At 68.1% G+C, this 20272-nt stretch carries 22 protein-coding genes; 6 read left to right on the top strand and 16 right to left on the bottom strand.

All coding sequences use genetic code 11. The features are described from left to right. From BN940_RS04855 to BN940_RS04840, 4 genes are all read left to right on the top strand, one after another. On the top strand, window positions 1–843 hold the full coding sequence (locus tag BN940_RS04855; protein WP_420864845.1) for a tetratricopeptide repeat protein: 843 nt from the start codon (window positions 1–3) through the stop codon (window positions 841–843). Window positions 844–883: 40 nt separating this feature from the next. Continuing rightward, the gene (locus BN940_RS04850; RefSeq protein WP_043680743.1) at window positions 884–1564 is read left to right on the top strand and encodes a Fe2+-dependent dioxygenase; all 681 of its coding nucleotides are present in this window, start codon (window positions 884–886) and stop codon (window positions 1562–1564) included. Between the two features lie 99 nt (window positions 1565–1663). Then, window positions 1664–1918, top strand: coding sequence for a type II toxin-antitoxin system HicA family toxin (locus tag BN940_RS04845; RefSeq protein ID WP_043680740.1), 255 nt, complete (start codon window positions 1664–1666; stop codon window positions 1916–1918). Next, the gene (locus BN940_RS04840; protein WP_043680738.1) at window positions 1915–2265 is read left to right on the top strand and encodes a type II toxin-antitoxin system HicB family antitoxin; all 351 of its coding nucleotides are present in this window, start codon (window positions 1915–1917) and stop codon (window positions 2263–2265) included. Before BN940_RS04845 ends, BN940_RS04840 begins: the two co-directional genes overlap by 4 nt. Here the strand turns inward: BN940_RS04840 and serB are convergent. From serB to BN940_RS04825, 3 genes are all read right to left on the bottom strand, one after another. Next, window positions 2262–3113 carry a phosphoserine phosphatase SerB gene (gene serB / locus BN940_RS04835; RefSeq protein WP_043685896.1) on the bottom strand — a complete coding sequence of 284 codons (852 nt, stop codon included), beginning with the start codon at window positions 3111–3113 and terminating at the stop codon, window positions 2262–2264. The genes BN940_RS04840 and serB overlap by 4 nt on opposite strands. 77 nt (window positions 3114–3190) lie before the next feature. Beyond that, window positions 3191–3514: a helix-turn-helix domain-containing protein gene (locus BN940_RS04830; protein ID WP_043680736.1), complete on the bottom strand. Its 324-nt coding sequence runs from the start codon at window positions 3512–3514 to the stop codon at window positions 3191–3193. Further along, a complete protein-coding gene (locus BN940_RS04825; RefSeq protein ID WP_043680734.1) occupies window positions 3507–3878 on the bottom strand; it encodes a type II toxin-antitoxin system RelE/ParE family toxin in 372 nt (123 codons plus the stop codon). Before BN940_RS04825 ends, BN940_RS04830 begins: the two co-directional genes overlap by 8 nt. A gap of 238 nt (window positions 3879–4116) precedes the next feature. On the opposite strand from BN940_RS04825, the gene BN940_RS04820 reads away from it, so the two are divergent. After that, the gene (locus tag BN940_RS04820; RefSeq protein WP_043680732.1) at window positions 4117–5211 is read left to right on the top strand and encodes an alpha-hydroxy acid oxidase; all 1095 of its coding nucleotides are present in this window, start codon (window positions 4117–4119) and stop codon (window positions 5209–5211) included. 98 nt (window positions 5212–5309) lie between these two features. Here the strand turns inward: BN940_RS04820 and BN940_RS18830 are convergent, their stop codons facing one another. Then, the gene (locus BN940_RS18830; RefSeq protein ID WP_148304888.1) at window positions 5310–5873 is read right to left on the bottom strand and encodes a hypothetical protein; all 564 of its coding nucleotides are present in this window, start codon (window positions 5871–5873) and stop codon (window positions 5310–5312) included. A 224-nt stretch (window positions 5874–6097) separates the two neighbouring features. Here BN940_RS18830 and BN940_RS18825 point away from each other — a divergent pair, with 224 nt between their 5' ends. After that, window positions 6098–6469, top strand: coding sequence for a PilZ domain-containing protein (locus BN940_RS18825; RefSeq protein ID WP_043680727.1), 372 nt, complete (start codon window positions 6098–6100; stop codon window positions 6467–6469). A gap of 120 nt (window positions 6470–6589) precedes the next feature. Here BN940_RS18825 and BN940_RS20290 read toward each other — a convergent pair whose 3' ends face one another. The 12 genes from BN940_RS20290 to BN940_RS04750 form a co-directional block, all read right to left on the bottom strand. Continuing rightward, a complete protein-coding gene (locus BN940_RS20290) occupies window positions 6590–6934 on the bottom strand; it encodes a DUF2818 family protein (RefSeq protein ID WP_420864854.1) in 345 nt (114 codons plus the stop codon). A gap of 259 nt (window positions 6935–7193) precedes the next feature. Continuing rightward, a complete protein-coding gene (gene nuoN, locus BN940_RS04800) occupies window positions 7194–8678 on the bottom strand; it encodes an NADH-quinone oxidoreductase subunit NuoN (RefSeq protein ID WP_043680724.1) in 1485 nt (494 codons plus the stop codon). Between the two features lie 12 nt (window positions 8679–8690). Then, window positions 8691–10193, bottom strand: coding sequence for an NADH-quinone oxidoreductase subunit M (locus tag BN940_RS04795; RefSeq protein WP_148305030.1), 1503 nt, complete (start codon window positions 10191–10193; stop codon window positions 8691–8693). Continuing rightward, a complete protein-coding gene (gene nuoL / locus BN940_RS04790; RefSeq protein ID WP_043680721.1) occupies window positions 10190–12268 on the bottom strand; it encodes an NADH-quinone oxidoreductase subunit L in 2079 nt (692 codons plus the stop codon). The genes BN940_RS04795 and nuoL overlap by 4 nt, the downstream gene beginning before the upstream one ends. A 7-nt stretch (window positions 12269–12275) precedes the next feature. After that, window positions 12276–12584: an NADH-quinone oxidoreductase subunit NuoK gene (nuoK, locus tag BN940_RS04785; protein ID WP_043680720.1), complete on the bottom strand. Its 309-nt coding sequence runs from the start codon at window positions 12582–12584 to the stop codon at window positions 12276–12278. After that, a complete protein-coding gene (locus BN940_RS04780; RefSeq protein ID WP_043680718.1) occupies window positions 12581–13207 on the bottom strand; it encodes an NADH-quinone oxidoreductase subunit J in 627 nt (208 codons plus the stop codon). Before BN940_RS04780 ends, nuoK begins: the two co-directional genes overlap by 4 nt. A gap of 16 nt (window positions 13208–13223) precedes the next feature. After that, a complete protein-coding gene (gene nuoI, locus BN940_RS04775) occupies window positions 13224–13712 on the bottom strand; it encodes an NADH-quinone oxidoreductase subunit NuoI (RefSeq protein WP_043680713.1) in 489 nt (162 codons plus the stop codon). A gap of 10 nt (window positions 13713–13722) precedes the next feature. Next, window positions 13723–14796 (bottom strand): NADH-quinone oxidoreductase subunit NuoH, encoded by a 1074-nt coding sequence (gene nuoH, locus BN940_RS04770; protein WP_043680711.1) that lies wholly within the window; start codon window positions 14794–14796, stop codon window positions 13723–13725. After that, entirely contained in the window at window positions 14796–17126 is a 2331-nt protein-coding gene (gene nuoG, locus BN940_RS04765) for an NADH-quinone oxidoreductase subunit NuoG (RefSeq protein ID WP_043680708.1), read from the bottom strand. Before nuoG ends, nuoH begins: the two co-directional genes overlap by 1 nt. Window positions 17127–17140: 14 nt before the next feature. Then, window positions 17141–18508 (bottom strand): NADH-quinone oxidoreductase subunit NuoF, encoded by a 1368-nt coding sequence (nuoF, locus tag BN940_RS04760; RefSeq protein WP_043680705.1) that lies wholly within the window; start codon window positions 18506–18508, stop codon window positions 17141–17143. Next, window positions 18505–18990, bottom strand: coding sequence for an NADH-quinone oxidoreductase subunit NuoE (nuoE, locus tag BN940_RS04755; RefSeq protein WP_043680702.1), 486 nt, complete (start codon window positions 18988–18990; stop codon window positions 18505–18507). The genes nuoF and nuoE overlap by 4 nt, the downstream gene beginning before the upstream one ends. 28 nt (window positions 18991–19018) lie before the next feature. Further along, a complete protein-coding gene (locus tag BN940_RS04750) occupies window positions 19019–20272 on the bottom strand; it encodes an NADH-quinone oxidoreductase subunit D (RefSeq protein WP_043680689.1) in 1254 nt (417 codons plus the stop codon).

The following is a 20272-nucleotide window of genomic DNA, read 5'->3' as shown; positions in this document are numbered from 1 at the left end:
GTGGACAGCGCCGCGCTGGACAGCCGCGCCATCAACCAGGCCTCTCCGGAGGCCCTGGCGGCCGACCTGCAACGCATCCTGGCCGGCCCGCCCGAACAGGCGGCCGCGACGCTGCGCGCGGCCGCCGAGGGCGGCGTCGTCCAGGCGCAGCTGGTGTACGGCCAATGGCTGCTGGACGGCCGGGGCGTCGCCCGCGACCCGGCCCAGGCCGTGCAGTGGTTCGAGCACGCCAGCCGCAAGGGCGAACCCATGGCCCTGAACATGCTGGGCCAGTGCCACGCCCACGGCTGGGGCGTCCCGGCCAATCCCCTGCTGGCCGCCTACTGGTTCCGCCTGGCGGCCCTGGGCGGCCTGGACTGGGGCATGTACAACTACGCCACCGCCCTGGCCCTGGGCCAGGGCATCCCCGCGGACCGCGCCGCCGCGCTGGACTGGTTCCGCAAGGCGGCCGCGCTGGGCCACGCCAAATCCAGCAACATGATCGGCAGCTTCCACGAGGACGGCTGGGTCGTGGACCGCGACGAGGACGCCGCCCTGGCGCACTATCTGCGGGCGGCGCAGGGCGGCGACTTCCGCGGCCGCTTCAACGCCGCCCGCCTGCTCGTCGCGCGCGGCCGGCCGGACCAGGCCCTGCCCTGGCTGGAGCGGGTCCCGGACACCGCCACCCCGGCCTTTCTGCGCAAGGCGGCCGCCTGGCTGCGGGACTGGATCGACCCCGAAGACCGGGCCGCGCCAGCGCTCGCCGCCGAAACCGCCGATTCGATCCGGCGCCTGATCGGGCTCTACGAGCGGCATCCGGGCACGCCTCCGCCCGGCGCGGGGATCGCCGGCCCGCGGGCCTGACTTTTGCCGCCCGCGCCCAACACCCGACCCGAACGCCGCCATGCTGATCTCCATCCCCGACCTGCTGTCCCCCGACGAAGTGCGGCAATGCCGCGCCGCCCTGGAGGCCGCGCCGTGGACGGACGGCCGCCGGACGGCGGGCCATGTCGCGGCCCACATCAAGGCCAACCGCCAGCTGGCCCTGGACGACCCCACGGGCCGGCGGATCGGCGAGCACATCGTCCAGGCGCTGAGCCGGCACCCCGTCTTCCAGTCCGCCGCCCTGCCCGCCCGCATCCTGCCGCCGCGCTTCAACCGCTACGAAGGCGGCGAGCACTACGGCTTCCACATCGACAACGCGATCTTCCAGGTGCCCGGGACGCCGGAGCGCATCCGCACCGACGTGTCCACCACGGTGTTCTTCAGCGACCCCGACGAATACGAGGGCGGCGAGCTGGTCATCCAGGACACCTACGGCGAACAGCGCGTCAAGCTGCCCGCCGGCCATGCCGTGGTCTACCCCGGCACCAGCCTGCACCGCGTCACCCCCGTCACCCGGGGCGTGCGCTACGGTTCGTTCTTCTGGACCCAAAGCCTGGTGCGCGACGACGGCCGCCGCGCCCTGCTGCTGCAGCAGGACGTCGCCATCCAGCGCCTGATCCAGGCCGGCGCCGACCCCGAAACCGTCGCCCAGCTCACCGGCGTCTATCACAACCTGCTGCGCATGTGGTCGGAGCCGTAAGGCGCCGACCCCGCCCCCGCCTTCCATGCCGCCGCGGCCGATGCGGCACGGCCGCGGGGATCCGCTTTCTAGGAATACTGTTTTTCAGTATCATCCAAAATGAAAATCCGGCATCGCAAGACCCTGGCGCCCATCTTCTCCAAACCCATCCCTGCAGGGGTGAAATGGGCCGACGCCAAGGCGCTGCTGATCGAACTGGGCACGGAGATCACCGAGTGCGAAGGTTCCCGCGTCTCGATCTTCCTGTTCGGGCAGGTGAGGGTCATGCACCGGCCCCATCCCTCGCCGGACATGGACAAGGGCGCCATCGCCTCCCTGCGCCGGTGGCCCGCAGCACACGGAGTACGGCCATGAAAAACGTCATGACGATCGGCGGCCACCAGGCCGCCATCATCTACGATCCGGACCTGGAAATGTTCCGCGGCGAATTCGTCGGGCTCAACGGCGGAGCCGATTTCTATGCGGCCGACATCGCCGGACTGCGCCAGGAGGGCGAGCAGTCGCTCCAGGTCTTCCTGGACGAATGCAGGCGGCGCGGGATCGAGCCGCGCAAGCACTACTCCGGCCGGTTCGTGCTGCGCGTCGCCCCCGGCCTCCACGAGGCCGCCGCCCTGGCCGCCGCCGCCCGGGGAGAAAGCCTGAACCAATGGGTGTCCGGCATACTCCAGGAAGCGCTGGAGCACGCCCACGCCCCGGCCTAATGCCGCAGCCGGAACCAGTTCAGCACCGCGTCCAGCGGGCTGTGATCCAGGGCGAAGCGCGCCTGGGCGCGCACCACGGGCTTGGCCCGGTAGGCCACTGAATAGAACGCCTGCGCCATCATCGGCAGGTCGTTGGAGCCATCCCCCAGCACGATGATCTGCTCGGGCGCCGCGCCCGTGGACTGCGCCAGCGCGCGCACGTGGGCCGCCTTGGCGGCGCCGTCGACGATGTCGCCCAGCACCCGGCCCGTCAGCACGCCGTCCGCGACCTCCAGGGTGTTCGCATGGGCCTCGTCCAGCGCCAGCCCGCGGCGCAGGCGCTCGGTGAAGAAAGTGAATCCGCCGGACACCAGGAGGGTCTTCAGGCCATGGGCGCGGGCGACCTCGATCAGGCGCTCGGCCCCCGGGTTCAGCCGCAGGCGCTGGGTGAAGACCTGCTCCAGCGCGGTTTCCGGCACGCCGCGCAGCAGCGCCACGCGGCGGCGCAGGCTTTCGGCGAAATCCTTGATCTCGCCGCGCATGGCCGCCTCGGTGATGGCGGCGACCTCGGCCTTGCGGCCCACGGCGTCGGCGATCTCGTCGATGCACTCGATGTTGACCAGGGTGGAATCCATGTCCATGGCCAGTACCCGGCAGTCCGCCAGGCGATGCACCGTGTCCAGCCAGGCCGCGTCCATGCGCGCGGCCGCGGCCTGCGCCAGGGCCTCGTCCCGGCAGTCCGGATCCACGTCCAGCAGGCGCACGGCGGTGGGTCCCAGCTCCTGGACCCCGCTCGCGCAGGCCACGGCCGCGAGCCGTTCGATATCCGCCGCCGACAGGCGCGGCGCCTGCAGGATGATGTGTGCCATATGGAGGTCCTTGGAAATCAGCGCGGCCATTTTACCGTCTGCACACGACCTGCCTCGCGCCGTAGCCCGCCTCGGATTCAGAGCACGGCTTCCAGTCCCTTGCGCTCGATGAGATCGAGCAATTTTCGCGATGGGCCGCTGGGGCGCTTGTCACCCACCTCCCATTTTCGGACGGTAGATGCGCTGGTATTGAGAACCGAGGCCAGAACGGCCTGACTCAGTTGCAAACGCTCGCGCAGCGCCTTGATTCTGGCGGCATCGTAGTTCCGCACCGGTTCCAGGCACAGCACGTCGTATTTCCGCATCTTGCGCTTGTCGATGAACCCCAGGCGATGCAGATCACTGGCGCCTTCATGCACCGCATCCATCATGCGGCTCCTGGATCGGGCTTTTTCAGTCATCGGTGATCTCCAGCAAGGCGCCGTCGGCTACGGCTGCATCCAGATGCGCGGCGGAGAGCAGCAACAAGTCAGCAGCGTAGGCCTGCAGGGCCTGCAATTCATCGCCACCGATGTTGTCCCGCTCGCTCTTCTCGAAGCCGAACAGGAAGAACCAGCGGTTGCCCTTGTTGGTGGCGACCAGCGTTCTCGCCCCACCTCGCTTGCCGCGCCCGGCCAGTCCGATGCGTTTCTTCACCACGCCACCGCCAAGATCGGTGTCGATCAATCCGGCTGTCATTTCCTGGACAGCCTTGCGCAAAGCGGCATCGCTCAATGCCGTCTTGCGCACCCAGCGCTGGAAGTGGCGGGTTTTGAAGATGCGCATCGCTTCCCCATAGCATACCACTCAGTGGCATTATTCATTCACGATGTCCATGACTGCAACAGTCCGGAAACCATGATGCGGACTCCGACGCCGAGTCGAAAGGCAATCGGACCGGTTTTGATCGTGTTTGCCACTGCGGGGAAATACGGGCTGCGGGTCAGGACATGCCCTCCCACCCCGCCCCCGGCGACTCTGTGGCATTCTTCAGGCTTCACGTCACGACACCGGTGCCTCGCCCATGACCGCTCCCCTCTGCGCCCAGGACTATGCCGAACTCGCCCGCGCGCGCCTGGACCCGGCGACCTGGGCCTGGCTGGAATCCGGCGGCGCGGACGAATGCACGACCCGGGCCAATCTCGACGCCTGGCCGGCCCTGCGGCTGCGCGGCCGCGTGCTGCGGCCGCTGGCCGGCGCCCATACCCGCCTGGAACTGGGCGGCCAGGCCCTGGCGCATCCGATCCTGATCGCCCCCACCGCCTGGCACGGCCTGGTCCATGCGGACGGCGAGACCGCCACCGCCCTGGCCGCCGCGGCCACCGGCACGCCCTACGTCCTGAGCGCGCAGTCCGGCACCGCCATCGAAGCCCTGGCCACGCTGCCCGAGCCGCCCCTGCTGTGGTTCCAGTTCTATGCCCAGGTCCGCCGCGAGGACACCCTGGCCCTGGCGGCGCGCGCCCTGCGGGCCGGCGCCCGCGCCCTGGTGCTGACCGTGGACGCGCCCGTCAACGGCGTGCGCAACGCCGAGCAGCGCAGCGGCTTCCGGCCGCCGGCGCACATCCGCAGCGTGCACCTGGAAGGCCTTTCGCCGCCCGCCGCCCGGCCGGCGCCCGCCGGCGGCAGCCCGCTGTTCGGCAGCGGCCTGCTGGAATCTGCCCCTACCTGGGACGACGTGACCTGGCTGCGCGAACACCTGCCCGCCGGCACGCCGCTGTGGCTCAAGGGCGTGCTGGACCCCGAGGACGCGCGCCTGGCCCTGGCGCACGGCATCGACGGCCTGATCGTGTCCAACCACGGAGGCCGCTGCCTGGACACCCTGCCGTCCACCTGCGAGGCCCTGCCGGCCGTGGCGCGGGCCGTGGCGGGCCGCATCCCCCTCCTGGCCGACGGCGGCATCCGGCGCGGCACGGACATCCTCAAGGCGCTGGCGCTGGGTGCCCGGGGCGTGCTGATCGGCCGGCCCGCGCTGCATGCCCTGGCGGCGGGCGGCGCGCCCGCCCTGGCGCACCTGATCCAGGTGCTGCGCGGGGAACTGGAAGTGGCGATGGCCCTGACGGGCTGCCGCACGCTGGCCGACATCGGGCCTTCGGTGCTCGCCGCGCCGCCGCCCCGATGAAAGCAAGACCCGGTACGCGGAAAGGCCTCCATGGAAGGCCTCTGTACAAATCATCACATTCGTAGTAACTTTTCACGCTTTGCTGGCCAGGATCCTCGTTACCCATCCGTTGTTACTAATCTATTAGTAAGACACTCGAGGGGTTGTCCATGCCTCCCGGTCTGTGCACTTGCCGGCCCGCGCTGCAGCTGGCCGCGTGTTTCTGCCTCCTCCTGCTCATTGTCACCCTGGGCGGCGTCAGCCTGTGGCACATGCGCGCCAGCCGGCCCCTGGAGGCGCAGGCCCGGCAGCACGCCCTGGCCGCCTCGCTGGCCGACACCCTGGCGCAGCAGATCGAATTCGGCCACAGCCAGGCCAGGGCCTACGTCCAGGTCGCCGAGCCCGCCGCCCGCACCTTCTACCAGTCCAATCTGCAGGGCATCGCGCAGAGCAATGCCGCCCTGCAGACGCAGCTGGCTTCGCTGCTGCCGCAAGGCGAAGCGCACCCCCTGTTCCAGGCCCTGCTGCAGGCCCGCCAGCCCTACGTCGCCGATGTGGAAGCCGCCCTCGAACTCCTGCCCCGCCACCCCGCGCAGGCCAGCCGGCTGATCGCCAGCGAACACACGAGCGAACGGGAAAAAACCTACCAGGACAGCGCCGCGGCGCTCGCCGCCTACCATCAACGCCTGGCGTCCGAACTGGGCATCCAGGCGGCGGACATCGGCCAGATCAGCCTGTGCGGCCTCATCGTCAACAGCCTGATCGCACTCGCCCTGACCGCCGGCATCACCTGGCGCGGCATCCGCGCCCTCGAACGGGGCCAGGGCGCCGGTCCGCCGGAAGGGCCGTCCGATCGCCTGTCGCAGCCGAAGCGGAAGTCTGCGAGCAGCGGCGGGCGTCCTTCCGGGTGCGGGTCCCCCGGCGGCATCCGGCCACGTTCACGATTCTCGACCCCACCATCCCGGTGTTCAACGTCTGCCTGCCGCTGTACGACCTCGGCACCGGCGGGCTGCGCCTGGTGGATAAGGACGACCGCCTGGGCGAGCTACTCGGCCACACCGTGCACGGGCGGCTCGACTTCCCCGACGGCCCCTCCGTCCAGGTGGACTGCCTGCTCCTGCGGGCCCGGGAAGCGCTGCGCGACGGCCGCCACACGGTCAACACGGCGGCGGCGCAGTTGCAGGATCTCGCCCCGCCCCAGCTGGTCGCCATCCAGCAGTACATCGACCGGATCGAGCGCCAGCTGCTGCAGCGCGCCCAGGCATTGAGCCGGCAATGAGCCAGAAATGAGTCAGTGGACCCAGCGGCCGTCCCGCCCAGTTCTCCCGCTCCGCGAGGACCGGAGCGCCAGGGCGGCGCAAGGCGCTGCGCCCCGCGAAGTCCAAGCTCTCGGGCGGATTCAGGCGTGCCGGCGGCGCAGCATGTAGCGCCAGACGAAACCGGGGTAGCCCAGCACCAGGAACAGGGCCAGGGTCACGGCATAGAACTCCCAGCGCTGGGGAAAGGCGTTGCCCAGGTTCAGTTCCAGGGCGAAGCCCAGCGTGCCGACCAGCACGTAGCCCACCAGGACTTCCAGCAGGCGGTCGAAGAAGGACTTGGCGCCCGCGCCGGAAAGCCGGCTGCCCGGATGGCGCGCCGCGGCGGCGCCAGCCGCCGCGTCCGCGGACGCGCCCGCCGCCGGCCGGCGCCAGCCCGGCAGGGCCAGCAGCAGGCCGGCCGCCAGCAGGCTCGCCAGCAGTTTCAGGAAGAACAGCCCCGCCGTCGCGCCGCCGCCGGCGAAGGTCCCGCCCACCAGCTTGAGCGTGCCCCATGACCACAGCGCCATCCCCGCCAGGAAGGCCAGGCCCAGGCCCCAGCGCGCCAGGCCGGACAGCGCGCCGTCCGGTGCCCAGGGCCAGGGCGCCAGCCGCCGTTCCAGCAGGAACGGCAGGTTGGCCATGACCAGGGCGCAGAGAATGACGATCCAGGCCGCCGCCGTCAGGGACATGAAACGCCCGGCCCGGTCAGAAGTTGAGCGACTGGCGGATGACGTCCACGCACAGCGACATCAGGCCGCCCGGCAGGATCCCCAGGCCGATCACCAGCAGGCCGTTGACGGACATCACGCCGCGCGTGGCCAGCGTGCCCGAACCCAGCGTGACGCTGTCCTCGGGCTCGTCGAAATAGGCCATCTTCACCACGCGCAGGTAGTAGAAGGCGCCGATCAGCGAGCACATCACCGCGAACACCGCCAGCCAGACGTGGCCGGCGCCGACCACGGCCTGCAGCACCACCAGCTTGGCGTAGAAGCCCGACAGCGGCGGGATGCCCGCCAGCGAGAACATGGACAGCAGCAGCACGCCGGCCAGCAGCGGATTGCGGCGGTTCAGGCCCTTGAGGTCCGAGATCTCCTCGCACTCGAAGCCCTGGCGCGACAGCAGCAGGATCAGGCCGAAGGTGGACAGCGTGGTCAGCACGTAGATGACCACGTAGAACAGCGAGGAGCCGTAGGCCGCGGCGCTGGCGCCGGCCTGGCCCTCGTACACGCCCGACAGCAGGCCCAGGAACACGAAGCCCATCTGGCCGATGGTCGAGTAGGCCAGCATGCGCTTGAAGTTGGTCTGGGCGATGGCGACGATGTTGCCGATGGCCAGCGACAGCACGGCCAGGATCAGCAGCATCGGCTGCCAGTCCACCGCGATGCCGTGCAGCGCCTCGATCAGCAGGCGCAGCGTGATGACGAAGGCGGCGAACTTGGGCGCCGTGCCCACCAGCAGCGTGACGGTGGTCGGCGCGCCCTGGTAGACGTCGGGCGTCCACATGTGGAAGGGCGCGGCCGTCAGCTTGAAGGCCAGGCCCGAGACGATGAACACCACGCCGAACACCAGCGGCATGCGGTCGGCGCCGCCGTCGCGGATCACCTGGGCGATCTCGACCAGGCCAAGCTGGCCGGTGGCGCCGTAGATCATGGACATGCCGTAGAGCAGGATGCCGGAAGCCAGGCAGCCCAGCACGTAGTACTTCATCGCGGCCTCGACCGAGGCCAGGTGATCGCGGCGCAGGGCCACCAGGCCGTACAGGGCGAAGGACATCAGCTCCACGCCCAGGTACACCGTCAGCATGCTGCCGGCCGAGATCATGACGAACTCGCCCAGCAGGGTGAGCAGCGCCAGGGAATACATCTCGCCGCCGCGCGCCACCATGTCGCGCTTCTCGGCATAGGCGCGGCCGTAGATCAGCGTCACGCCCACGGCGATGGCCGACAGGATCTTCAGGAAATGGCCCAGCGAATCGGCCACGTACAGGCTGCTGAAGGTGCGGCCCTGCGTGGCTTCGCCCCACTGCCCCCAGGACACCAGGATGACGACCAGCAGCGTGCCCATGGTCAGCATGAAGGTCATGCGCCGGCTGGGCTCGTTGCCGAAGGCGTCGATCAGCAGCACGGCTCCGGTCAGCACCAGCAGCACGATCTCGGGAGTCGCCAGCGCGAAGTCGAAAAGATTTTGCATAGTGGTTCCGGCCTACAGTTTCGAGATGGACACGTGCTGCAGCAAGGCTTGCACCGAGGGATGCATCAGGTCCGTGAAGGGCTTGGGATAGATGCCCATGAACAGGGTCAGGATGGCCAGCAGGCCCAGGATCAGGAACTCGCGGCCGCACAGGTCGGACATGCCGTCCACCTGCTCGTTGGCCACGGGGCCGAAGGCCACGCGCTTGACCATCCACAGCGAATAGCCCGCGCCCCAGATCAGCGCCGAGGCGGCCAGCAGGCCGATCCAGAAGTTGTACTGCACCGCGCCCAGGATCACCGTGAATTCGCCGATGAAGCCGCTGGTGCCCGGCAGGCCCGCGTTGGCCATGGAGAACAGCACGAAGTACGTGACGAAGCGCGGCATGCGGTGCACCACCCCGCCGTAGGCGTCGATGCGGCGCGTGTGCAGGCGGTCGTACATGACGCCGATGCACATGAACATGGCGCCCGAGACGAAGCCGTGCGAGATCATCTGCACGATGGCGCCTTCCAGGCCGGTGACGTTGAACAGGAAGAAGCCCAGGGTGACGAAGCCCATGTGCGCCACGGACGAATACGCCACGAGCTTCTTCATGTCGTCCTGGACGATGGCGACCAGGCCGATGTAGATCACCGCGATCAGCGACAGCGCGATCATCAGGCCGGCCAGGCTGTGCGAGGCATCCGGCGCGATCGGCAGCGAGAAGCGCAGGAAACCGTAGGCGCCGAGCTTCAGCATGATCGCCGCCAGCACGATGGAGCCGCCCGTGGGGGCTTCCACGTGGGCGTCGGGCAGCCAGGTGTGCACCGGCCACATCGGCACCTTGACCGCGAAGGCCGCCAGCAGCGCCACGAAGATGAAGACCTGCTCGGTGTAGCTCAGGGGCAGCTTGTGCCAGGTCGCCACGTCGAAGGACCCACCCGAGGCGTGCCACAGGTAGATGAAGGCGATCAGGGTCAGCAGCGAGCCCATCAGCGTGTAGAGGAAGAACTTGAAAGCCGCGTACACGCGGTTCGGACCGCCCCAGGCGCCGATGATGATGTACATCGGGATCAGGGTGGCCTCGAAGAACACGTAGAACAGCATGCCGTCCAGGGCGCAGAACACGCCGACCATCAGGCCCGACAGGATCAGGAACGCGGCCATGTACTGCGCCACGCGCGACTTGATGACTTCCCAGCCGGCCAGCACCACGATGATGGTGATGAAGGCCGTCAGCAGCACGAACCACACCGAGATGCCGTCGATCCCCAGGTGGTAGTTGAGGTTGAAGGCCTCGATCCACGGCGTCTTCTCGACGAACTGCATGTCGGCCGTGTCCGGGTTGAAGCCGGTGTACAGGGGGATGGTCACCAGCAGCCCGGCGATGGAGCCGACCAGCGACAGCACCCGGGCCGGCCCCGGATTGTCGTCCCGGCCGACCAGCAGCACCAGCAGCCCGAAGAAGATCGGGACGAAGATCGAGAGGGTCAGCCAGGGGAGTGTAGAGGACGCCATTTCGCTAGCCATCAGTGAACCATCAAGACGAAGAAAGTGAGAAACACCATGATGCCGATGATCATGGCGAAGGCGTAGTGATAGATGTAGCCGGACTGCAGCAGGCGGGCCGTGGCGGCCGCGGCCCCCACCAGCCGCGCGCTGCCGTTGATGATCAGGCCGTCGATCAGGCCGCGGTCGCCGCCCTGCCACAGGCCGCGTCCCAGGGCGCGGGCGAAGCGGGCGATGACGTTCTCGTTGAACCAGTCGAAGTAGTACTTGTTGTCCAGCAGGCGGTAGACCGGCGCCAGGCTGCGCGCCAGCGCGGCGGGCACCGACGGGTTCACCAGCCAGCAGTACCAGGCGACCACGAAGCCGGCCAGCAGCAGCAGGAACGGCACCGAGGTGAAGCCGTGCAGCGCGAAGGCCACCCAGCCGTGCCATTCGTGGGCCAGCTCGGCCATGGCCGGATGGTGGGACGCCACCGTGATGGCCTTGCCGAAATAGCCGTCGAACAGCAGCGGGTCGATGAACCAGACCCCGGCCACCACCGACATCACCGCCAGCAGCGCCAGCGGCAGCGTCACCACCCAGGGCGATTCCTTGGGCAGGCCGCCGCCGTGATGGTCGTCATGGCCATGACCATGACCGTGATCGTGGCCATGCGCATGCGCATCGTGGCCGTGGCCCGCCAGGGTGCGGCCTTCGTCATGATGGACGTGGGCCGGGCCGTGCACGGTGTCGAAGCGCTCCTTGCCGTGGAAGACCAGGAAGTACAGGCGGAAGGAATACAGCGAGGTCACGAACACGCCGCACAGCGTCGCGTAGTAGGCGAAGTTCGCCCCCCAGACGTTGGCCGCGCCGGCGGCCTCGATGATGTGTTCCTTGGAATAGAAGCCGGAGAAGAACGGCGTGCCCACCAGGGCGAGCGTGCCGATCAGCATGGTGATCCAGGTGATCGGCATGTACTTGCGCAGGCCGCCCATGTGGCGCATGTCCTGGTCGTGGTGCATGCCCAGGATCACCGAGCCCGCGCCCAGGAACAGCAGCGCCTTGAAGAAGGCGTGCGTCATCAGGTGGAAGATCGCCACCGGGTAGGCCGAGGCGCCCAGCGCCACCGTCATGTAGCCCAGCTGCGACAGCGTGGAATAGGCCACCACGCGCTTGATGTCGTTCTGCACCACCCCGAGGATGCCCAGGAACAGCGCGCCGAAGGCACCGATCACGAGGATGACCGACAGCGCCGTGGGCGACATCTCGAACACGGGCGAGAAGCGCGCCACCATGAAGATCCCGGCCGTCACCATGGTGGCGGCGTGGATCAGGGCGGAAATCGGCGTCGGGCCTTCCATGGAGTCGGGCAGCCAGACGTGCAGCGGGGCCTGGGCCGACTTGCCCATGGCGCCCACGAACAGCGCCAGGCAGGCCACGGTCAGCAGGTGCCATTCGGTGCCCGGGAACAGCAGGCCCGAGAGCCGGTCGACCTGGGCGAAGACTTCCGCGTAGTTCAGGCTGCCGGTGTAGGCGTACAGCAGGCCGATCCCCAGCACGAAGCCGAAGTCGCCCACGCGGTTCACCATGAAGGCCTTGAGGTTGGCGAACACCGCCGACGGACGGCCGTAGTAGAAGCCGATCAGCAGGTAGGACACCAGGCCCACGGCTTCCCAGCCGAAGAACAGCTGCAGCATGTTGTTCGACATCACCAGCATCAGCATGGAGAAGGTGAACAGCGAGATGTAGGAGAAGAAGCGCTGGTAGCCCGGATCGTCGGACATGTAGCCGATGGTGTAGATGTGCACCATCAGCGACACCGAGGTCACCACCACCATCATCAGCGCCGTCAGCGGATCGATCAGGAAGCCGATCTCGAACTTGACCGAGCCGATCATGGACCAGGTGTAGACCGTGCCCTCGAAGGTCTGGCCGTCCAGCACCTGCTGCAGCACCAGCAGCGAGCCCGCGAAGGACACCGCCACCCCCAGGATGGTCAGCAGGTGCGAGCCGCGGCGCCCCAGCCACGAGCCGAGGAAGCCCGTGCCGAAGAAGCCGGCGATCACCGCGGTGGCCAGCGGCGCCAGCGCGATCAGGAGATACAGATTCTGTGCGGACATGGCGTGACTACCCCTTCAGCGAGTCGAGCTTGTCGACGTTGATGGTGCTGAGATTGCGGAACAGCAGCACCAGGATCGCCAGCCCGATGGCGGCCTCGGCGGCGGCCACGGTCAGCACGAAGAACACGAAGATCTGCCCGGCCGGGTCGCCCGACCCGATGGAGAAGGCGACGAAGTTCATGTTGGCCGCCAGCAGGATCAGCTCGATCGACATCAGCAGCACGATCAGGTTGCGGCGGTTCAGGAAGAAGCCGAACACGCCCATGGCGAACAGGATCGCCCCGACGATCAGGTAATGGCTCAGGCCTATGGTCATTTTTGGGCTCCTTCGGATTGCGCGTCGGCCGTCTCGACCTGCGCGGGCATGCTCACCAGGCGCACGCGGTCGGCGGCGCGCACGCGCACCTGCTTGCCGGGATGGGTGCGCTTGTAGTCGGCGCGCTTGCGCATGGTCAGGGCGATGGCGCAGATCATGCCGACCAGCAGCACCACCCCGCCGATCTCGACGGCGTAGGCGTACTGGGTGTACATCGCCGTGCCCAGGGCCAGGGTGTTGTCGAAGTCGTCGGCCGGGACCGGCAGCGCCGGGGCCTCGCCCCAGGAGCGCAGCAGCACGAAGGCCATCTCCAGCACCATGATCCCGCCGATGGTCAGGCCCAGCGGCAGGTAGACCCGCAGGCCCTGCTTGAGGCCCTCGGTGCGCATGTCGAGCATCATGACGACGAACAGGAACAGCACCATCACGGCGCCGACGTAGACGATCACCAGCACCAGCGCCAGGAATTCCGCCTGGATCAGCATCCACATCATGGACGCGGTGAAGAAGGTCAGGATCAGGTGCAGCACCCCGGTCACGGGGCTGGAGGCCGTGATGACGCGGAACGCCGCCACGACCAGCACGATGGCCAGCAGGTAGAACAGAACGGTATCGAAACTCATGGTCGGGTTCCCGGCATCAACGGTAGGGCGCGTCGGCGGCGCGGCGGGCCGCGATTTCCGACTCGTAGCGGTCGCCCACGGCCAGCAGCATGTCCTTGGTGTAGTACAGGTCGCCGCGTTTTTCGCCATGGTATTCGTGCAGGTGCGTCTCCACGATGGCGTCGGTGGGACAGGCTTCCTCGCAGAAGCCGCAGAAGATGCACTTGGCCAGGTCGATGTCGTAGCGCGTGGTGCGGCGCGTGCCGTCCTCGCGCTCGTACGATTCGATCGTGATGGCCAGGGCCGGGCAGACCGCCTCGCACAGCTTGCAGGCGATGCAGCGTTCCTCGCCGTTGGCGTAGCGGCGCTGCGCGTGCAGGCCGCGGAACCGCGGCGAGGCCGGCGTCTTTTCCATCGGGTAGCGCAGCGTGATCTTGCGCTTGAAGAAGTATTTGCCCGTCAGGCGCATGCCTTCGAGCATTTCCTTCAGCATCAGGCTGCCGAAGAAATCCTTGATCGCTTCCATCTCGTACCCCTTACTGCCAGATGTTCCAGGGCGTCTGCATCCAGATCGCCACCACCACCAGCCAGATCCCCGTCAGGGGAATGAAGACCTTCCAGCCCAGCCGCATGATCTGGTCGTAGCGGTAGCGCGGGAAGGTCGCGCGGAACCAGATGAACATGGACACCACCACGAAGGTCTTCAGGCCCAGCCACAGCCAGCCCGGCACCCAGGTGAAGGGCGCGAAGTCCAGCGGCGCGGCCCAGCCGCCCAGGAACATGATCGAGGCCATCGCCGACAGCAGGATCATGTTGGCGTATTCGCCCAGGAAGAACAGCGCGAAGCCCATGCCGGAATATTCCACCATGTGGCCCGCCACGATTTCCGATTCGCCTTCCACCACGTCGAAGGGGTGGCGGTTGGTCTCGGCCACCGAGGACACGACGTAGATCACGAACAGCGGCAGCAGCGGCAGCCAGTTCCAGGACAGGAAATTCAGGCCCATGCCGGCGAAGTGGCCGACGGTCTGGCCCTCGACGATGCCCGACAGGTTCAGCGTGCCCGACACCAGCAGCACCGTCACCATGACGAAGCCGATGCCCAGCTCGTAGGACACCATCTGCGCCGAGGCGCGCAGCGCGCCCAGCAGGGCGTACTTGGAGTTCGACGCCCAGCCGGCCATGATGACGCCGTAGACTTCGATCGAGGTGATGGCCAGGATGAACAGCAGGCCCGCGTTGACGTCGGCCAGGACCACTTCCGGCTGGAAGGGGATCACGGCCCAGGCCGCCAGCGCCGGCATCAGCGTGACCACCGGGGCCAGGATGTACAGCACGCGGTTGGCCTTGGACGGGACGATCAGTTCCTTGGTCAGCAGCTTGAACACGTCGGCGAAGGGCTGCAGCAGGCCGCGGTAGCCCACCCGGGTGGGCCCCAGGCGCACGTGCATGGCGCCGATCATCTTGCGCTCCCAGTACGTCAGGTAGGCCACGCACAGGATGATGGGCACGGCGATGACGACGATCTTCACCAGCGTCCAGACCACCAGCCAGGGGGTCTCGCCGATCAGGCCCGTGCCGAAGGCGTTGAGGGTGTTCAACCAGTCCATTAGCGACGCTCCACCTGGATTGCGCCCGAGCCCATGCCCAAGGCGGCGGTCTGTTCAAAGGCCCCGGCGATGCGCACGGCCCCGTCGGCCACGGTGTCGTCCAGGGCGGCTTCGAGTTCGGCCGAGCCGTGGGCCGTGGACACGCGCACCGCGTCCCCGGCCGCCAGGCCCTGCGCCCGCAGCGTGGCGGCGTTCATCGCCGCGCGCGGCGGCGCGGAATTGACGTGCTCCTGCAGCGGCTGCGAACGGCGCACCAGCGCGTCGGTGCGGTAGATGGGCAGCTCGGCCACGCGCTCCAGGCCGGCGGCCGGGGCCGCGGCGGCCGGCGCCAGGCGGATCTCGTTGGACAGGCGGCCGTCCAGGCCGCCCACCATCACGGTGTCGCGCACCGATTCGGAGGTCTCGTCGTCGAAGCCCTGCAGGTCCATCAGATTGCCCAGCACGCGCAGGACCTTCCAGGCCGGGCGGGTGTCACCCACCGGGGCGGCCACGCCCTTGAAGCTCTGCACGCGGCCCTCGGCGTTGACGAAGGTGCCGGACGTCTCGGTGAAGGGCGCGATCGGCAGCATCACGTCGGCCCAGTCCTCGGCCGCCGAGCGGAAGGCCGTGAAGGCCACCGCCATGGCCGAGCCCTGCAGCGTGCGCACGGCGCGCTCGCCCAGGTCGCTGTCCAGGCGCGGCTCGGCGTGCAGCACCAGGTAGGCCTTGAGGGGCTCGCCGCCCAGCATGCGGCGCGCGTCCAGGCCGCCGTCGGCCGGCACGGCGCCCGCCAGGTAGCCGCCCACGGTGTTGCCGCCCGGGGTCAGGAAGCCGAAGCGCCCGCCCGCCAGCTGCGCGATGGCCTGGGCGTTGGCCGCCAGCTGCGCGGCCTGGTCGTCGGCCAGGGCCAGGTTGCCCATCAGCACCGCCACCCGCTCGCCGGAGGCGAGGCTGGCGGCGATGGCGCGCGCGGACTCGCCCGGCTGCACGCCGGCCAGGCCGGCGGGCACGGGCTGGGACTTGAGCCCGGCCAGCGCGGCGGCGATCTCGGCCAGGGACTGGACCAGGGCCGAGGGCTTGACCGTCAGGCGGCCGGCCACCGGCACCAGCGGATCGGCGGCGACGCTGTCCACCAGGGAGAGCTGCATGCCGCGCTTGGCCGCCTGGCGCAGGCGCTGCGCCAGCAGCGGATGATCCTTGCGCAGGAAGGAGCCCACCACCAGGGCGCGGTCCAGGGTGTTCAGGTCGGCGATCGGCATGCCCAGCCAGGGCGCGCCGGTGCGCACGGCGTCGAAGGCCGCGCCGTCGCCGCGCAGGCGGAAGTCGATGTTGTCCGAGCCCAGGGCGCGCGTCAGGCGCGCCAGCAGGGCGAGTTCTTCGAGCGTGGCGGTCTCGGTGGCCAGCGCGCCGATCTGGGCACCGCCGCCGTCCTCGCGCACCTGCTTCAGGCCGGTGACCACGGACTGCAGGGCGTCGGACCAGGAGGCCTCGTGCCACTGGCCGTCACAGCCGCGCACCATCGGGTGCTGCAGGCGGTCCTCGACGTACAGGCCGGCGTAGGAGAAGCGGTCGCGGTCGCTGATCCAGCATTCGTTGACCGGCTCGTTCTCGAAGGGCACCACGCGCAGCACGCGGTCCATCTTGGTCTGCACGACCAGGTTGGCGCCCACGCTGTCGTGCGGGCTGACCGAGCGGCGCCGGGCCAGTTCCCAGGTGCGCGCGCCCATCATGAAGGGCTTGGACAGCAGCGCGCCCACCGGGCAGACGTCGATCATGTTGCCCGAGAGCTCGGATTCGACGGCCTCGCCCACGAAGGTGGTGATCTCGGAGAACTCGCCCCGGTTCAGCATGCCGATTTCCATGTAGCCGCCGATTTCCTGGCCCACGCGGATGCAGCGGGTGCAGTGGATGCAGCGCTGCATCTGTTCGGCCGAGATCAGCGGGCCCATGGGCTTGTGGAAGACCACGCGCTTGGGTTCCTTGTAGCGCGAGGCCGATTCGCCGTAGCCCACGGCCAGGTCCTGCAGCTGGCATTCGCCGCCCTGGTCGCAGACCGGGCAGTCCAGCGGGTGGTTGATCAGCAGGAATTCCATGACCGCGCGCTGGGCGTCGATGGCCTTGGGCGAGCGGGTGTGCACCACCATGCCGTTGGTGACCGGCGTGGCACAGGCCGGCAGGGCCTTGGGCGCCTTTTCGACCTCGACCAGGCACATCCGGCAGTTGGCGGCGATGCTGAGCTTCTTGTGATAGCAGAAATGGGGGATGTACAGGCCTACCGCGTGGGCAGCCTGGATGACCATGCTGCCTTCTGCGGCTTCGACCTTAAGCCCGTCGATGGTGAGTTCTACCATGGCGTGTCCTGACCCTACAGATACTTGGCGACCACGCAGTCCTTGTGGTCCACGTGGTGCACGAATTCGTCGCGGAAGTGCTTGATGAAGCTGCGCACGGGCATGGCGGCCGCATCGGCCAGGGCGCAGATCGTGCGCCCCATCATGTTGTGCGCCACGGAATCCAGGGTCTCGATGTCCTCCATCGTGCCCTGGCCGTGTTCCATGCGGTTCATCATGCGGTACAGCCAGCCGGTGCCCTCGCGGCAGGGCGTGCACTGGCCGCAGGACTCCTCGAAGTAGAAATACGACAGGCGCATGAGCGACTTCACCATGCAGCGGGTCTCGTCCATGACGATGACCGCGCCCGAGCCCAGCATCGAGCCGGCCTTGGCGATGGAGTCGTAGTCCATGTTGGTCTGCATCATGATGTCGGCCGGCAGCACCGGAGCCGAGGAGCCCCCGGGGATCACGGCCTTGAGCCGGCGCCCGCCGCGCATCCCGCCGGCCAGCTCCAGCAGCTTGGGAAACGGCGTGCCCAGCGGGATTTCGTAGTTGCCGGGGCGTTCGACGTCGCCCGAGACCGAGAAGATCTTGGTGCCGCCCGCCTTCTCGACGCCGAGTTCGGCGTAGGCCTGCGCGCCCAGGCGGATCACCCAGGGCACGGCGGCGAAGGTTTCGGTGTTGTTGATCGTGGTGGGCTTGCCGTACAGGCCGAAGCTGGCCGGGAACGGCGGCTTGAAGCGCGGCTGGCCCTTCTTGCCTTCGATGGATTCCAGCAGCGCGGTTTCCTCGCCGCAGATGTAGGCGCCGAAGCCGTGGTGCGAGTGCAGCTGGAAGCTGAAGCCCGAGCCGAGGATGTCATCGCCCAGGAAGCCGGCCTCGCGGGCTTCTTCCAGGGCCTGCTCGAAGCGCCGGTGGATCTGGAAGATCTCGCCGTGGATGTAGTTGTAGCCCACCGAGGCGCCCATCGCGTAGCCGCCGATGATCATGCCTTCGATCACGGCGTGCGGGTTGTAGCGCAGGATGTCGCGGTCCTTGAAGGTGCCGGGCTCGCCTTCGTCCGAGTTGCAGACGACGTATTTCTGGCCGGGGATGTTGCGCGGCATGAAGGACCATTTCAGGCCCGTCGGGAAGCCCGCGCCGCCGCGGCCGCGCAGGTTGGAGGCCTTCAGTTCGGCGATCACGTCGTCGGCCGTCATGCCCGACAGGACCTTTTTCAGGGCCTCGTAGCCGCCGCGCGCCATGTAGTCGCGGATGCCCCAGTTGTGCCCGTCCAGGCCGGCGAGGATCTGCGGCTGGATGTGGCGGTCGTGGAAGATCATGCTGCGGGCGGGGTCTCCGCCCAGGTCGGGCGACAGCGCGTCCGTGGAGAATTTCTGCAGTACGTCCAGAGCGCTCATGCGGATTCCTTCAGTTCACCGATCAGGGCGTCGATTTTTTCCGGCTGCATGCGGCAGCACATGTGCGTGCCGTTGGCCAGCATCACCGGCGCGTCGCCGCAGGCCCCCATGCATTCGCCCTCGATCAGGGTGAACAGGCCGTCGGGCGTGGTTTCGTGGAAATCGATGCCCAGCGTGCGCTTGAGGTGTTCGGCCGCCTGCGTGCCGCCCTGGAGCGCACAGGGCAGATTGGTGCAGATGGTCAGCGTGTAGCGGCCCACCGGCTTGGTGTTGTACATGTTGTAGAAGGTCGCGACCTCCTGGACGGCGACCGGCGGCATGCCCAGGTAGGCGGCCACCTCGCGGATCATGTCCGGCGACACCCAGCCTTTTTCCCCCTGGGCGATCGTCAGCGCCGCCATCACGGCGGACTGCTTCTGGTCCGCCGGGTACTTGGTGATTTCCCGGTCGATGTCCCGGTAGGCTTGTTCGGAAAGCAGCATAATCAGATTCCCTGTGATGTCCGCGCGGCTAGCGATCGATCTCGCCGAACACGATGTCCTGGGTCCCGATGATGGTGACCACGTCGGCGATCATGTGGCCCTTGGACATTTCTTCCAGCGAGTGCAGATGGGCGAAGCCCGGCGCGCGGATCTTCATGCGATAGGGCTTGTTGGCCCCGTCGGACACCAGGTAGATGCCGAACTCGCCCTTGGGGTGCTCCACGGCGGCGTAGGTCTCGCCTTCGGGGACGTGCATGCCCTCGGTGAAGAGCTTGAAATGGTGGATCATGTCTTCCATGCCCGACTTCATGCGCGCGCGCTTGGGCGGGGCGACCTTGTGGTTGCCGGTGATGACGGGGCCGGGATTGTTGCGCAGCCATTCGACGCACTGGCGGATGATGCGGTTGGATTCGCGCATTTCCGCGATGCGGCACAGGTAGCGGTCGTAGCAGTCGCCGTTCTTGCCCACGGGGATGTCGAATTCCAGGCGGTCGTAGACGTCGTAGGGCTGGTGCTTGCGCAGGTCCCATTCGACGCCGGAGCCGCGCAGCATGGGGCCGGTGAAGCCCAGCGCCAGCGCGCGTTCGGGCGAGACCACGCCGACGTCCACCAGGCGCTGCTTCCAGATGCGGTTGTCCGTCAGCAGGACCTCGTATTCGTCCACACAGGACGGGAAGCGGTTGGTGAAGTCCTCGATGAAGTCCAGCAGCGAGCCCGAACGCGATTCGTTCATGGCGCGCAGTTCCTTGTCGGAGCGGTACTTGGAACCCTTGTACTGCGGCATGGTGTCGGGCAGGTCGCGGTACACCCCGCCCGGGCGGTAGTAGGCCGCGTGCATGCGCGCCCCCGAGACCGCCTCGTAGCAGTCCATCAGGTCCTCGCGCTCGCGGAAGGCGTACAGGAACACCGCCATGGCGCCCACGTCCAGCGCGTGCGAGCCCAGCGACATCAGGTGGTTCAGGATGCGCGTGATCTCGTCGAACATGACGCGGATGTACTGCGCGCGCAGCGGGACTTCGATGCCCAGCAGGCGTTCGACGGCCATGCAGTAGGCGTGCTCGTTGCACATCATGGACACGTAGTCCAGCCGGTCCATGTAGGGCAGCGTCTGCAGGTAGGTGCGGGTTTCCGCCAGCTTTTCGGTGGCGCGGTGCAGCAGGCCGATGTGCGGGTCGGCGCGCTGGACGACTTCGCCGTCCAGTTCGAGCACCAGGCGCAACACCCCGTGCGCGGCCGGATGCTGCGGGCCGAAGTTCAGGTTGTAGTTCTGGATCTCTGCCAT

Source organism: Castellaniella defragrans 65Phen, from assembly GCF_000612685.1.
Classification (GTDB): domain Bacteria; phylum Pseudomonadota; class Gammaproteobacteria; order Burkholderiales; family Burkholderiaceae_B; genus Castellaniella; species Castellaniella defragrans.
This window is presented reverse-complemented; position numbering and strand designations above follow the sequence as displayed.

Coding starts and splice junctions, on each gene's coding strand:
- BN940_RS04850 (WP_043680743.1), top strand. CDS start 884: ATGCTGATCTCCATCCCCGACCTGCTGTCCCCCGACGAAGTGCGGCAA.
- BN940_RS04845 (WP_043680740.1), top strand. CDS start 1,664: ATGAAAATCCGGCATCGCAAGACCCTGGCGCCCATCTTCTCCAAACCC.
- BN940_RS04840 (WP_043680738.1), top strand. CDS start 1,915: ATGAAAAACGTCATGACGATCGGCGGCCACCAGGCCGCCATCATCTAC.
- serB (WP_043685896.1), bottom strand. CDS start 3,113: ATGGCACACATCATCCTGCAGGCGCCGCGCCTGTCGGCGGCGGATATC.
- BN940_RS04830 (WP_043680736.1), bottom strand. CDS start 3,514: ATGACTGAAAAAGCCCGATCCAGGAGCCGCATGATGGATGCGGTGCAT.
- BN940_RS04825 (WP_043680734.1), bottom strand. CDS start 3,878: ATGCGCATCTTCAAAACCCGCCACTTCCAGCGCTGGGTGCGCAAGACG.
- BN940_RS04820 (WP_043680732.1), top strand. CDS start 4,117: ATGACCGCTCCCCTCTGCGCCCAGGACTATGCCGAACTCGCCCGCGCG.
- nuoN (WP_043680724.1), bottom strand. CDS start 8,678: ATGCAAAATCTTTTCGACTTCGCGCTGGCGACTCCCGAGATCGTGCTG.
- nuoL (WP_043680721.1), bottom strand. CDS start 12,268: ATGTCCGCACAGAATCTGTATCTCCTGATCGCGCTGGCGCCGCTGGCC.
- nuoK (WP_043680720.1), bottom strand. CDS start 12,584: ATGACCATAGGCCTGAGCCATTACCTGATCGTCGGGGCGATCCTGTTC.
- BN940_RS04780 (WP_043680718.1), bottom strand. CDS start 13,207: ATGAGTTTCGATACCGTTCTGTTCTACCTGCTGGCCATCGTGCTGGTC.
- nuoI (WP_043680713.1), bottom strand. CDS start 13,712: ATGGAAGCGATCAAGGATTTCTTCGGCAGCCTGATGCTGAAGGAAATG.
- nuoH (WP_043680711.1), bottom strand. CDS start 14,796: ATGGACTGGTTGAACACCCTCAACGCCTTCGGCACGGGCCTGATCGGC.
- nuoG (WP_043680708.1), bottom strand. CDS start 17,126: ATGGTAGAACTCACCATCGACGGGCTTAAGGTCGAAGCCGCAGAAGGC.
- nuoF (WP_043680705.1), bottom strand. CDS start 18,508: ATGAGCGCTCTGGACGTACTGCAGAAATTCTCCACGGACGCGCTGTCG.
- nuoE (WP_043680702.1), bottom strand. CDS start 18,990: ATGCTGCTTTCCGAACAAGCCTACCGGGACATCGACCGGGAAATCACC.
- BN940_RS04750 (WP_043680689.1), bottom strand. CDS start 20,272: ATGGCAGAGATCCAGAACTACAACCTGAACTTCGGCCCGCAGCATCCG.